Genomic DNA, 13,040 nt, shown 5'->3' with positions numbered 1-13,040 from the left:
CATGGCAGCTATTGGTTGGCTGTGAAATCGGTGCCTACGACCTGAGTGATGTGAATGACTGGGCCGCGACCCAGCTCGCTGACTGCGAGGCACAAGATGAATTGGTCTTTCTCAGTGACTTGATGCACCTGAACGATTTGGCTGATGTCAGGTACCGCCACGATAACCCTTTGCTGCGCCTGGTGCGCATTCGACACCATGACCATCGTCCAGAAGGCGCGGAGGTTGCCGAATATGCAAAGCAGATCTGGCTGGAAGCATTGCGACAGTATCTGGAAGGCGTAGGTGAACCGGACGACATTTCTAACCTGGTTGGTTGGATTGAGGTGCGTTGCGACTATCCGAAATGGCTGGGCAACATGTACAATGCTTGCGACTGGGCGCCAAATGATCGGTCGCTCAGTCCTCAGATTGAGGATGAGGCGCGCGCCATTTTGGAAACTATTCAGTTATGATACAGGCTGCGGATGATGCTACTTGACGCCCCGCAGCAACGCTCCTAAGTAACGCCATCTCGAAAGAGAATCATTTTGTGGCAAGGGGTCGCGCCCCGCTTCCACAGACCACCTGATATGACGCAGCCCGGCGCCGAATGGTCCGGGCTTCCGTTGTGAAAAAAGGGTCTGGAACTACGGACCCGCAACGAAAAGGAATTGCACACGTGGCACGTATCGCCGGCGTAAACATACCCAGCGGCAAGCGGGTACCTATCGCCCTGACCTACATCACCGGTATCGGCCCTGCAAAGGCAGCCGAAATCTGCGAAGCAACCAAAATCGACACTGCCCGCCGGGTTAATGACCTGTCGGATGCCGAAGTGCTGTCGATCCGTGAATATATCGACGCGAACCTCACCGTCGAAGGTGACCTGCGCCGTGAAGTCACCATGAACGTCAAGCGCCTGATGGACCTTGGCTGCTATCGTGGTTTGCGCCATCGCCGCAACCTGCCGGTCCGTGGCCAGCGCACATCCACCAACGCACGCACCCGCAAAGGCCCTGCAAAGGCCATTGCCGGTAAGAAGAAATAAGGAGGCTGATCCATGGCACGCGATACCAAACGCACCAAAAAGAAGGTCTCTAAAAACATCGCCGCTGGCGTGGCGCATGTGAACTCTTCTTTCAACAACACCAAAATCCTGATCTCTGACGTGCAGGGCAACGCGATCTCGTGGTCGTCGGCTGGCACCATGGGTTTCAAAGGCTCGCGGAAATCCACACCTTATGCAGCCCAGATGGCGGCAGAGGATGCCGGACGCAAAGCACAGGATCACGGCGTGAAAACGCTGGAGGTTGAGGTGCAGGGGCCAGGGTCGGGCCGTGAAAGCGCTCTGCGCGCTTTGGCTGCTGTCGGCTTCAACATCACATCGATCCGTGATGTGACCCCGATGGCCCATAACGGCTGCCGTCCACCCAAGCGCCGCCGCGTTTAATCATTAAAGCATGCTGGGGCCCCGTGTGATTGCGCGCGGCCCCAAACCGTCATTTTAACCTCGGGCGTTTGCCTTTTGATCATGAGGCAAACAGGAATGGAGGGACTATGATCCACAAGAACTGGGCAGAGTTGATCAAACCAACTCAACTAGAGGTAAAGCCGGGCAACGACCCGATGCGGCAGGCAACCGTTGTGGCCGAACCGCTGGAGCGTGGCTTTGGTCTGACGCTGGGCAATGCCCTGCGCCGTATTCTGATGTCGTCGCTGCAGGGCGCGGCCATCACTGCCGTGCAGATCGACAACGTGCTGCACGAGTTTTCCAGCGTCTCCGGTGTGCGTGAAGACGTCACCGATATCGTGCTGAACCTCAAGGGCGTCGCGATCCGCATGGAAGTCGAAGGCCCCAAGCGCCTGAGCGTTCAGGCGAAGGGCCCTGGCGTTGTGACGGCTGCCGATATCTCTGAGACCGCAGGCATCGAGATCCTCAACAAGGATCACGTGCTGTGCCACCTTGATGATGGCGCTGACCTTTACATGGAACTGACCGTGAATACCGGTAAGGGCTATGTGTCGGCCGACAAGAACAAGCCTGAAGATGCGCCAATTGGCATGATGTCGATCGACGCGATCTATTCGCCGGTTAAGAAAGTGTCTTACGACGTGCAGCCGACCCGCGAAGGTCAGGTGCTCGACTATGACAAGCTGACCATGAAAGTCGAAACCGACGGCTCGCTGACACCTGATGATGCGGTTGCTTATGCCGCCCGTATCCTGCAGGACCAGCTGTCGATCTTCGTCAACTTCGACGAGCCTGAAAGTGCGACTGCCGGTGCTGACGATGACGGTCTGGAGTTCAACCCGCTTCTCTTGAAGAAAGTGGATGAGCTGGAACTGTCTGTCCGGTCTGCAAACTGCCTGAAGAACGACAATATCGTGTATATTGGCGATCTGATCCAGAAGACCGAAGCGGAAATGCTGCGCACACCGAACTTTGGCCGCAAGTCCTTGAACGAGATCAAGGAAGTGCTGTCAGGCATGGGCCTTCACCTTGGCATGGATGTCGAGGATTGGCCGCCAGACAATATCGAGGATCTGGCGAAGAAATTCGAAGATCAGTTCTAAGAATCTGGGCGGGCCTTCGGGCCCGTTCGCAAATGCCCACATCAGGTGGGGAACATAGGGCAATCCTGCCCCAAGGAGAGTGGGGGACACGCATCCCCTGCCAGACAAAGCATAAAGATCTAGGAGAACGAAAATGCGTCACGCAAGAGGCTACCGCCGCCTGAACCGCACCCATGAGCACCGCAAGGCGCTCTTTGCAAACATGGCGGGCTCGCTCATCGAACATGAGCAAATCAAAACAACATTGCCTAAGGCCAAGGAATTGCGCCGGGTGGTTGAAAAGCTGGTTACACTGGGCAAGCGCGGCGATCTGCACGCGCGCCGTCAGGCTGCCGCACAGCTGAAGCAAGACAAGGACGTTGCCAAGCTATTCGAGGTTCTTGGCCCACGCTATGCCGACCGTCAGGGCGGCTATGTTCGTGTCATGAAGGCGGGCTTCCGCTATGGTGATATGGCTCCGATGGCGATCATCGAGTTCGTGGATCGCGACGTCGATGCCAAAGGTGCCGCGGACAAGGCACGCCTTGAGGCTGAAGAGGCTGCAGAAGCAGACGAATAATCCGCACCAAATCTCATTCAAAGGGCTGCGCATGACAACGCGCAGCCCTTTTGTTTTGTCTGGTCCCTAGTACCGGCGCAGCAACCTTCTTTAATCTTCAGCTTGCGCCACGGACGCCGCCAAATCGGCGAGCTTGTCGAAGGCTTGCGTCCAGCCTCCTGCACCGGGTGATCCCTCAGGCACGCCAACGTGGACCATGGTCATTTGGGTCCGTCCGCCCATGTCGCGTAACTCCACAATCACCTCGGTAATGTCGGGAAAGCTATCGGGCATGCCCATCGCTTGCGGAGATATGATGTTGCCGTCCGCATCACACATGCTTTCGGTGTAAACGAGCCGGTGCGGCGCGTTGACCTCCTTATAGACACCGGTGAACCACATTGATCTTGCGGGGTCCGCGCCCTGCATCAACATGGAAACCTTGCGTGTGCCACCAATGGTCACATCCATCTCGGCCGTCGGGACGGACATGCCATTTGGCCCGTACCATTTGCGAAACATCTCCGGATCGGTCCACATTTTCCACACCATATCGATTGGTGCATCAAATTCGCGTTCGATACGCACCCACTTTTGTTCGTCACTCATGATGATTGATCCTTCAATTCAGTTAGCAACTTGCTCATCGTGTCAAATCTGGTGTCCCAGATCGGTCGGTAGGTTTCGGTCCAATCGGCAATCGCCGCGATTGGGCCCACATCCAAGGTGCAGCGGCGAAACTGTGCGTCTTTCTCACGTTTGATCAGCCCTGCCTTTTCCAGCACGCGGATATGCTTTGATACGGCTGGGAGCGACATCTCAAACGGCTCTGCGAGCGTGTTCACCGTCGCCGTGCCCTGCGCGAGCCGCTGCAGGATGGCGCGGCGAGCCGGGTGCGCGAGAGCCGAGAAGGCCGCATCAAGGGATTCGTCGCTGGTCATAGGGTCAGTATTAAACATATGAGTTAATTAAACAACTGGTTTAATGCGGCGTGATCCTCGGCATCCCTTACCACTTGTTTTCAGCAGACTTCCTTTGCCCGGTTCCAAAATCACCTGGCTTGGGTCAAGCTGCGCTTTGCCATGGCTGATCTGTTTGACTCTGCACCCGTGACCGATGACGCACCGCGCCCCTTGGCCGACCGGTTGCGCCCGACGAAGCTGTCGGATGTGATCGGGCAGGATCAGGTGCTGGGGCCGGACGCGCCTTTGGGGATGATGCTGGCCTCGGGTTCGCTCTCTTCGCTGGTCTTCTGGGGCCCGCCAGGCGTGGGCAAGACGACGATTGCCCGGCTTCTGGCGGATGAGACCGACCTGCATTTCGTGCAGATCAGTGCGATCTTTACCGGTGTGCCGGAACTGCGCAAAGTGTTCGAAGCGGCCAAGCTGCGGCGGCAGAATAGCAAGGGCACGCTGCTGTTCGTTGACGAAATCCATCGGTTCAACAAGGCGCAGCAGGACGGGTTTCTGCCCCATATGGAGGATGGAACCATCCTGCTTGTCGGGGCCACGACCGAGAACCCGAGTTTCGAGTTGAACGCCGCTGTGCTCAGCCGGGCGCAGGTCTTTGTTCTCAAACGGCTCGATCTGAAAGACCTCGAATTGCTGGCGCAGCGGGCGGAAAAGGAGCTTGGCAAGGCATTACCGCTCGACGGACCTGCGCGTGAGGCGCTGCTTGAGATGGCAGACGGTGATGGCCGCGCGCTCTTGAACCTGATTGAGCAGGTCAGCGCGTGGCAGGTGGATGCAAAGCTGGCCACTGATGATCTGACCAGACGGCTGATGAAGCGCGCGGTCAAATACGACAAGTCGGGCGATGAGCACTACAACCTGATCAGCGCGCTGCACAAATCGGTGCGCGGATCAGACCCGGATGCCGCACTTTATTGGTTCGCGCGAATGCTGGCGGGTGGTGAGGACCCACGGTTCCTCGCCCGGCGCATAACCCGCATGGCGGTGGAGGATATCGGTCTCGCCGATCCGCAGGCGCAGGCGGTGTGTCTGCAGGCGTGGGAGACCTATGAGCGCTTGGGGTCGCCCGAGGGAGAGTTGGCGCTGGCGCAGGCCTTGGTCTATCTCGCGCTCGCCCCCAAATCGAATGCGACTTATGTGGCCTACAAAGGCGCGATGAAGGCTGCCAAGCAGACCGGGTCAGAGCCGCCGCCAGCCCATATCCTGAACGCGCCAACCAACCTCATGAAAGAACAGGGCTTCGGCGCGGGCTACGCCTATGACCATGATGCAGAGGATGCGTTTTCGGGTCAGAACTACTTCCCCAAAGGCATGAAACGCGGGGTTTACTACACGCCGGTTGATCGCGGCTTTGAGCGTGAGTTGAAAAAGCGGGTCGAGTATTTCGCGGGGCTGCGCGCCAAGCGGGCGAAGAATTGACATCGCCCGCGCAAACCGCCAAGGGACGCGCATGATGACACCTGTGATTTCCGTGGCGCTTGGGGGCGCATTGGGCGCTGTGGGGCGCTATGCCGTCGGGGCCATCGTGGCCTTTCCGGTGGGCACTTTGACGGTCAATGTTGTTGGCTCTTTCCTGATCGGTGTGGTCTGGGTTGTATTCGCCGCGCGCGGTCTGCAGCAATGGTCACCTTTTGTGATGACCGGTGTTCTTGGCGGGTTCACGACGTTTTCGGCCTTCTCGCTCGATACGTTGCGGTTGGTCGAGGCGGGGCGGATGAGTGCGGCGGGCGCCTATGTTCTCGCTTCGGTTCTGTTGTCTCTCTTGGCCTGCGCCGCGGGCCTGTGGATTGCCAAAGGGGGCGCGGCATGAGCGGCGTGCAGACACGGATGGTTGGCCCGGATGACGGGGATCAGCGGGTGGATCGGTATCTACGCCGCCTGTTCCCGCACCTGACGCAAGGCCGCATCGAGAAGATGTGCCGCAAGGGGGAGTTGCGGGTGGATGGTGGCCGGGTCAAACCGAACACGAGGTTGGAAGAGGGGCAGAAGGTCCGCATCCCGCCGCTACCAACGGTCGAGGAAGCTGACGCGGCGCGCGCCTTGGCCCGCCAAGGGGTCAGCAAGACGGATGCAAAGCTGATCCAGTCCTGCGTGATCTACCGTGACGATCATATGATCGCGATCAACAAACCGCCCGGGCTGGCGACGCAAGGCGGCTCCAAGACGACACGTCATGTCGATGGCATGGCGGAGGCGCTGACCTTTGGCTATGATGAAAAGCCCCGGCTGGTGCATCGGCTCGACAAGGATACGTCTGGGGTGTTGCTGCTGGCCCGAACGCGGCTTATGGCCAAGCAGTTGATCGAGAACCTCAAACACCGCGAGACGCGCAAGATCTACTGGGCCGCCGTCGCAGGTGTGCCGCATCCGAAGGCGGGTACGATCAAATATGGGCTGGTCAAGGCACCGGGGCACGGGCGCGGTGGCGAGAACGAAAAGATGCGCTGCGTGCATCCGCGCGATATCGACAGCGTAGAGGGTGCGAAGCGCGCGATCAGTGATTATGCGGTGATGGATCAGCTTGCCAGCCGCGCGGCGTGGTGCGCACTGGTCCCCATTACGGGTCGGACGCACCAGTTGCGCGCGCATATGGCCGAGATCGGGCATCCGATCATCGGTGATGGCAAATATGGCGGCTCAGGCCAAGAAAATCTCGGCGATGGCTGGGGTGCCGGGATGGGTGAAGAGATCGGGCGCAAGATGCATCTGCACGCCCGCAGCCTGACGATTGAGCATCCTGTGACCAAGGCGACGCTGCATCTCACCGCGCCTTTGCCAGATCACATGCAGCACACCTGGGATTTTGTCGGCTGGGTGGTCGAACACGCGCCCGTCGATCCATTCAACATGCCCGATGAGTGAGTTGCGGCTGGTCATCTTCGATGTCGATGGCACGCTGGTCGACAGCCAGGTGATGATCTTTGAGGCGTTCACGCATGCCTATAAGCAGGTTGGCCTGCCGGTGCCGGAACGGGCGACGGCGCTCAGCTATGTGGGCATGTCGCTTGAGACGATCTTTCCGCAGCTCTCGCCCGAGGCCGATGCCGCCACGCATGCAGCACTTACCCAAGGCTACCGGGATGCCTATTTCCATATCCGCCAAACGCAAGGCAGCAATGCAAACTCGCCGTTTTTCCCTGGCGCGCGGGAGGTTCTGGATCAGCTTCGCGCGCAAGACTGGACGCTTATGGCGGTGGCTACCGGCAAATCCACGCGCGGCCTGGATAAACTGACCGAAGGCCATGGGCTGGAGGGGTATTTCGCCAGCCGCCAGACGGCTGATGATCACCCCTCAAAACCGAGCCCATCGATGATCAACACGATCCTGTCAGAAACCGGTGTATCGCCTGACCGGGCGGTCATGGTGGGTGATACGACATTTGACATGGATATGGCCCGCGCAGCGGGAATCAAGACGATTGGGGTGAGCTGGGGTTATCACCCGGTCGAACATTTGCAGGCTGACCGATTGATCCACGCTTTCGCGGCGTTGCCGCAGGCCATTGACGATCTGATAGGACCCCAAGGATGAGCGACTGGAAACCGAAACGCTTCTGGAAAACGGTGCAAGCCGCGGAATGTGCAGGCGGCTACACCGTGCTGCTCGATACAAAATCGGTCAAAACACCTGCCAAAGCTGATCTGATCGTGCCCACCCCGGCCATGGCCGGAGCGATTGCTGCGGAATGGGACGCGCAGGAAGAGGTGTTGGACCCTGGCACAATGCCCGTGACACGCGGTGCCAATGCGGCCATCGACAAGGTGCGTGTGCAACGGGCCGAGGTGGCGGCACTCTTGGCCGAGTATGGCGATAGCGACCTTTTGTGTTACCGCGCTGCGGGGCCTGATGCGTTGATCCAGAAACAGGCGGAAGGGTGGGATCCGATGCTGGATTGGGCCGCCAATACACTCGGCGCCCGACTGTTTGTGGGCGAAGGGGTCATGCATGTGCCACAGACCTCTGATGCGCTGGCAAAGCTGCGCGCGGAACTTGACGCTTTCGACGATTTCGCGCTGGGGGCGGCGCACGATCTGGTCAGCCTCTCCGGCTCTCTCATCCTCGCCCTCGCCGTAACAAAGAACGCCGTTTCGGTTGAAGATGCATGGGCCCTTTCGCGTATTGATGAGCATTGGCAGATCGCGCAATGGGGCGAGGACGAGGAGGCCACAAAGGCCGAGGCGACCAAGCGCGCAGCCTTTTTTGATGCCGCCCGCTTCTACGCGCTTTCGCTTGCGTAAGTGAAACAGTGCGTTTCTCAGCAATCCGCGACAAAACCGCCTGTTTCGAGGGCATTTGCACAGAGAATTGCGCGACTCGCCCTTGACCTCTATTCCAATATGCCCAAACTTTAGTCCATTGAGGCGGGAGGACCGGTCTCATTCATCATGAACGTCTATCGGGACGGGATAAAAATTGGCCATCTTATGTTGAGATGGAAACTCAGGAAGAGGTAAAAATGAAAACAACCGTATTCTTCGGCGCGCTGACTGTTGCTGGCATGGCTGCCAGTCTGGCTTCAGCGGCAACGCTTGATGATATCAAGGCTCGTGGCTCGCTGAATTGCGGCGTTACTACTGGTCTTGTCGGCTTCGCATCGCCGGATGCGAACGGTGTATGGACTGGCTTCGACGTTGGTGTGTGCCGCGCTGTTGCTGCGGCGGTCTTTGGTGATCCGACAGCTGTGGAATTCGTTCCGACAACGGGTAAGACACGCTTTACTGCGCTTGCCTCGGGTGAAATCGACATGCTGGCACGTAACACCACATGGACATTCAGCCGTGACGTTGATCTGAAATTCGAATTCACCGGCATCAACTACTATGACGGTCAGGGCTTCATGGTGCCACGTGATCTGGGCGTATCTTCGGCCAAGGATCTTGATGGCGCAACCGTCTGCATCCAGACCGGTACAACGACCGAGCTGAACCTGGCGGACTTCTTCCGCTCTAACAACATCAGCTATGAACCAGTGCCAATCGAAACCAATGCTGAGGCACAGCAACAGTACCTTGCCGGTGCTTGCGACGTCTACACGACAGACGCCTCTGGTCTTGCTGCGACACGTGCGTCGTTCGAAAACCCTGCAGATCACGTCCTGCTGCCAGAAATCGTCTCCAAAGAGCCGCTTGGCCCACTTGTGCGCCACGGCGACAACGATTGGGGTGATGTGGTGCGCTGGACGCTGAACGCGCTGATCACGGCAGAAGAGCTGGGTGTGACATCTGCCAACGTGGCCGACCTGGCCGCTGCACCAACAGACAACCCCGAAGTGAACCGCCTTCTGGGTACTGAAGGTGAACTGGGCGCGATGCTGGGTCTCGAAGCTGACTGGGCCGCCAATGCCATCGCCGCTGGCGGTAACTATGGCGAGCTTTTTGAGAAGAACATTGGTGAGAACACACCAATCGGTCTGGCACGCGGCCTGAACGCGCAGTGGACCGAAGGTGGTCTGATCTACTCTCCACCTTTCCGTTAAGGAAATCGGAAATACCAAAGGGCGCGGTCAACACCGCGCCCTTTCACCAAAGACGACCAAAAATCGGTGCAAGAGAGCTGCGCAAAAGCAGCCTGATAAAAGTGACACCGGGTTAACGGGGATAACATATGACGTCGATTACCGACCCGCCGCAGGGGGCGTTCCGCCTGTCGATGCTGATCAACGACACGCGGTATCGATCCTACACATTCCAGTTTATCGCGCTCATTGTGCTGATTGCTGCGATCGCGTATCTGTTCGCGAACCTAAGAAGCAATCTGGAAGCGGCGGGGTTGAATATATCGTTTGATTTCCTGCGCGATCCGGCAGGCTATGATATCAATCAACGCCCCATTGAATACGATAGCCAGTCATCGCATCTGCGTGCTTCGACCGTCGGGGTTCTGAACACGCTGATCGTTGCGTTTCTGGCCTGTGTGACGGCGACCATCTTTGGGGTGATTGCGGGCGTTCTGCGGCTCTCGAACAACTGGGTCGTCTCAAAACTGATGGCGATGTATGTGGAGATGTTCCGCAACGTGCCCGTTCTGATCTGGATCATCATCATCTTCTCGATCATGACCGTCAGCATGCCCGCGCCAAGGGCGTTCCGCGGTGATGATCCGGCTGCGACCATGCTGTTTGACGCCTTCGCGTTCACCAATCGCGGGGTTTATGTGCCAAAGCCGGTTCTGGACAGCGGCGGTCTAATCGTGGTTGCCGTGTTCATCCTGTCGATCATCGGCATCTTCGCCTATCGGCGCTATGCCACCAAAAAGCTTTACGCGACCGGGCAGCTTCTACCGACCTTCTGGCCATCCGTCGCGATGTTCTTCGTACCGACATTGCTGTTCTACTTCATCCTTGGGCGCCCGATCACGCTGGAATATCCCTCGCTGCAAGGCTTCAACTTCCAAGGCGGCATTCAGCTTCGCGGTTCACTGATCGCACTCTGGTTTGCGCTGGCGATCTATACCGGGGCCTTCATCGCCGAAAACGTGCGGGCGGGTATCCAGGCGATCTCGAAAGGGCAGACTGAAGCCGCGGCTTCGCTCGGCCTGCGCCCGGGGCGGATCATGAACCTCGTGATCCTGCCGCAGGCCTTGCGTGTGATCATCCCGCCGCTGATCTCGCAATACCTCAACATTACCAAGAACTCCTCGCTGGCCATCGCGGTTGGGTACATGGATGTCACGGCCACTTTGGGCGGGATCACCCTGAACCAGACCGGCCGCGCGATTGAGGCGATCCTGCTTCTGATGTTGTTCTATCTGACGATTTCGCTCCTGATTTCAGCGGTGATGAACGTCTACAACAATTCCGTGAAGCTGAAGGAGCGCTGATATGCCACAAGATACAGTCGCTTTTGTCCGCACCGAGACCCTTCCGCAGCTACCCCCACCGGCCAGTCAGGCGGGGATCGTCAAATGGATGCGCGAGAACCTGTTTTCCAGCGTGCCGAACGGGATTCTGACGCTGGTATCGCTTTACGTCATCTATCAACTGGTCGTCTTTGTGTTCCCCTGGATCGCCAACGGCATCTGGAACACCAACTCGCTCGCCGAATGTCGCGAGGCGTTGCAGGGGGCGACTGGCGCTTGCTTCTCTGTTTTGTCAGAGCGTTGGAACCAGCTTCTCTTTGGTTTCAGCTACCCGGTGGAGCATTACTGGCGTCCCACGATTGCGTTCATCCTGCTCTTCTTTGCAGCCGCTCCGGTGATGTTCTTTGATCTGCCCCGCAAGCTTTTGATCTTTACCGGGCTCTACCCATTTATCGCCTACTGGCTGATCTGGGGTGGGACGATCTTTGCGCCACTCTTTGCGCTGGCTGGCTTTATCGTGGGTTACTTCGTCTATGAGCGCTTCGTCAAAGACAGTTTTGCCATGGGCTTTTTCGGCGGGGTCGTTGCCGCGATCATCACATGGGTTGTTGGCGGGTACATCACCGAAGCGATCGCTCCGGCGCAGCCCTTCCTTGAGGCTGTTCAGTCGCGCAACATGGGGGGCTTTATGCTCAACATGATCCTGGGCGTGACCTGTGTGTCGCTATCGCTGCCCATCGGGATTGTGTTGGCGTTAGGCCGTCAGTCGGACATGCCGATCATCAAGTTCATCTGCGTGATATTCATTGAATTCATCCGGGGCGTGCCGCTGATTACCTTGCTGTTCGTGGCAAACGTGGTTCTCGCTTACTTCCTGCCGCCGGGTACGACGTTTGACTTGATCCTGCGGGTGATCATCATGATCACGATGTTCTCAGCCGCTTACATCGCCGAGGTCATCAGGGGCGGTCTGGCCGCCTTGCCCAAGGGGCAATACGAGGCTGCAGATAGTCTTGGACTGGACTACCCGCAAGCGATGCGGCTGATCATCCTGCCTCAGGCATTAAAGATCTCGATCCCCGGCATCGTGAACGTGGCCGTGGGCCTTTTCAAAGACACCACACTCGTCTCGGTCATTTCGATGTTCGATCTGGTCGGCATGATCCGTGGTCCGATCCTGTCATCGACTGACTGGAACGGCGTCTATTGGGAGCTCTTCATGGCAGCCTCCGTCCTGTTCTTCGTCGTCTGCTACGGCATTTCACAATACTCACAATGGTTGGAGCGCAGGCTCGCAACCGACCATCGCTAAGGGAGGCTGATCATGGCCGAAGCAATTCTTGAACAAGAGGTCGACACCTCGCAGATGAAAGTCTCCGACGAGCTGGCGATCACTATCGAAGGCATGAACAAATGGTACGGTGCCTTCCACGTCCTGCGCGATATTGACCTGAGCGTCTATCGTGGTGAGCGGATCGTCATTTGTGGCCCCTCTGGGTCTGGTAAGTCGACATTGATCCGCTGTATCAACGCGCTGGAAGAACACCAGCAGGGTAAGATCACCGTCGACGGCACTGTCCTGTCATCGGATCTGAAGAACATCGACAAGATCCGGTCCGAGGTTGGGATGTGTTTTCAACACTTCAACCTGTTCCCGCATTTGTCGATCCTCGAAAACTGCACGCTGGCCCCGATCTGGGTGCGCAAGACGCCCAAGAAAGAGGCCGAGGAAACCGCGATGCATTTCCTTGAAAAGGTGAAGATCCCGGATCAGGCGCATAAATATCCCGGGCAGTTGTCGGGCGGTCAGCAACAGCGCGTGGCGATTGCGCGCAGCTTGTGCATGCGTCCGCGCATCATGCTCTTTGACGAACCGACATCGGCGCTCGATCCTGAGATGATCAAGGAAGTGCTGGACACCATGATCGAGCTTGCGGCAGAGGGCATGACCATGCTCTGCGTCACGCACGAGATGGGCTTTGCCCGTCAGGTGGCGAACCGCGTGATCTTTATGGATCAAGGCCAGATCGTGGAGCAGAATGAGCCGGAAGAGTTCTTCAACAACCCGAAATCCGACCGGACGCAATTGTTCCTGAGCCAGATTTTGGGGCACTAAGGGGTCTGTCTACCCAAGGACCGGGCCCTGGGCCCGGGCTGCGCCCGACCCTCCCGCCGG

Annotated in this window: 16 protein-coding genes; 14 read left to right on the top strand and 2 right to left on the bottom strand. The window is 58.0% G+C overall.

Translation table 11 applies throughout. The annotated features are described in order from the left end of the window. Positions 1–11 precede the first annotated feature (11 nt). The 5 genes from SLH49_RS19275 (at position 12) to rplQ (ending at position 3,115) form a co-directional block, all read left to right on the top strand. Positions 12–455: a hypothetical protein gene (locus SLH49_RS19275; protein ID WP_320270790.1), complete on the top strand. Its 444-nt coding sequence runs from the start codon at positions 12–14 to the stop codon at positions 453–455. A 206-nt stretch (positions 456–661) separates the two neighbouring features. Continuing rightward, complete coding sequence (gene rpsM / locus SLH49_RS19270; RefSeq protein WP_320241254.1) at positions 662–1,030, top strand: 30S ribosomal protein S13; 369 nt, start codon at positions 662–664, stop codon at positions 1,028–1,030. 12 nt (positions 1,031–1,042) lie between these two features. Next, positions 1,043–1,432: a 30S ribosomal protein S11 gene (rpsK, locus tag SLH49_RS19265; RefSeq protein ID WP_090202446.1), complete on the top strand. Its 390-nt coding sequence runs from the start codon at positions 1,043–1,045 to the stop codon at positions 1,430–1,432. 107 nt (positions 1,433–1,539) lie between these two features. Continuing rightward, a complete protein-coding gene (locus SLH49_RS19260; RefSeq protein ID WP_320241257.1) occupies positions 1,540–2,556 on the top strand; it encodes a DNA-directed RNA polymerase subunit alpha in 1,017 nt (338 codons plus the stop codon). A 133-nt stretch (positions 2,557–2,689) separates the two neighbouring features. After that, positions 2,690–3,115, top strand: coding sequence for a 50S ribosomal protein L17 (rplQ, locus tag SLH49_RS19255; protein WP_320270789.1), 426 nt, complete (start codon positions 2,690–2,692; stop codon positions 3,113–3,115). Between the two features lie 90 nt (positions 3,116–3,205). Here rplQ and SLH49_RS19250 read toward each other — a convergent pair whose 3' ends face one another. Both SLH49_RS19250 and SLH49_RS19245 read right to left on the bottom strand, forming a co-directional pair. Next, positions 3,206–3,703 (bottom strand): SRPBCC domain-containing protein, encoded by a 498-nt coding sequence (locus tag SLH49_RS19250; protein ID WP_320270788.1) that lies wholly within the window; start codon positions 3,701–3,703, stop codon positions 3,206–3,208. Then, positions 3,700–4,035, bottom strand: coding sequence for a metalloregulator ArsR/SmtB family transcription factor (locus SLH49_RS19245; RefSeq protein ID WP_320270787.1), 336 nt, complete (start codon positions 4,033–4,035; stop codon positions 3,700–3,702). Before SLH49_RS19245 ends, SLH49_RS19250 begins: the two co-directional genes overlap by 4 nt. Positions 4,036–4,176: 141 nt before the next feature. Here SLH49_RS19245 and SLH49_RS19240 point away from each other — a divergent pair, with 141 nt between their 5' ends. From SLH49_RS19240 to SLH49_RS19200, 9 genes are all read left to right on the top strand, one after another. Further along, the gene (locus tag SLH49_RS19240) at positions 4,177–5,484 is read left to right on the top strand and encodes a replication-associated recombination protein A (protein WP_320270786.1); all 1,308 of its coding nucleotides are present in this window, start codon (positions 4,177–4,179) and stop codon (positions 5,482–5,484) included. Positions 5,485–5,515: 31 nt separating this feature from the next. Then, positions 5,516–5,875, top strand: coding sequence for a fluoride efflux transporter CrcB (crcB, locus tag SLH49_RS19235; protein ID WP_320270785.1), 360 nt, complete (start codon positions 5,516–5,518; stop codon positions 5,873–5,875). Next, positions 5,872–6,927, top strand: a complete 1,056-nt coding sequence (locus tag SLH49_RS19230) for an RluA family pseudouridine synthase (RefSeq protein ID WP_320270784.1) — start codon at positions 5,872–5,874, stop codon at positions 6,925–6,927. Before crcB ends, SLH49_RS19230 begins: the two co-directional genes overlap by 4 nt. Next, positions 6,920–7,597 (top strand): HAD-IA family hydrolase, encoded by a 678-nt coding sequence (locus SLH49_RS19225; RefSeq protein ID WP_320270783.1) that lies wholly within the window; start codon positions 6,920–6,922, stop codon positions 7,595–7,597. Before SLH49_RS19230 ends, SLH49_RS19225 begins: the two co-directional genes overlap by 8 nt. After that, positions 7,594–8,304 (top strand): ATP12 family chaperone protein, encoded by a 711-nt coding sequence (locus tag SLH49_RS19220; protein WP_320270782.1) that lies wholly within the window; start codon positions 7,594–7,596, stop codon positions 8,302–8,304. Before SLH49_RS19225 ends, SLH49_RS19220 begins: the two co-directional genes overlap by 4 nt. A gap of 218 nt (positions 8,305–8,522) precedes the next feature. Then, a complete protein-coding gene (locus tag SLH49_RS19215) occupies positions 8,523–9,542 on the top strand; it encodes an amino acid ABC transporter substrate-binding protein (RefSeq protein ID WP_320241279.1) in 1,020 nt (339 codons plus the stop codon). Between the two features lie 128 nt (positions 9,543–9,670). Beyond that, positions 9,671–10,885: an ABC transporter permease subunit gene (locus tag SLH49_RS19210; RefSeq protein ID WP_320270781.1), complete on the top strand. Its 1,215-nt coding sequence runs from the start codon at positions 9,671–9,673 to the stop codon at positions 10,883–10,885. A gap of 1 nt (position 10,886) precedes the next feature. Further along, positions 10,887–12,176, top strand: a complete 1,290-nt coding sequence (locus tag SLH49_RS19205; protein WP_320270780.1) for an amino acid ABC transporter permease — start codon at positions 10,887–10,889, stop codon at positions 12,174–12,176. 12 nt (positions 12,177–12,188) lie between these two features. After that, positions 12,189–12,980 carry an amino acid ABC transporter ATP-binding protein gene (locus tag SLH49_RS19200; protein WP_320241283.1) on the top strand — a complete coding sequence of 264 codons (792 nt, stop codon included), beginning with the start codon at positions 12,189–12,191 and terminating at the stop codon, positions 12,978–12,980. The last annotated feature ends 60 nt before the right edge of the window (positions 12,981–13,040 follow it).

Origin of the sequence: Cognatiyoonia sp. IB215446, assembly GCF_033963825.1 — a bacterium.
Classification (GTDB): domain Bacteria; phylum Pseudomonadota; class Alphaproteobacteria; order Rhodobacterales; family Rhodobacteraceae; genus Yoonia.
The sequence above is the reverse complement of the archived record's forward strand: the minus strand, read 5'-3'. Positions and strand labels throughout refer to the sequence as shown.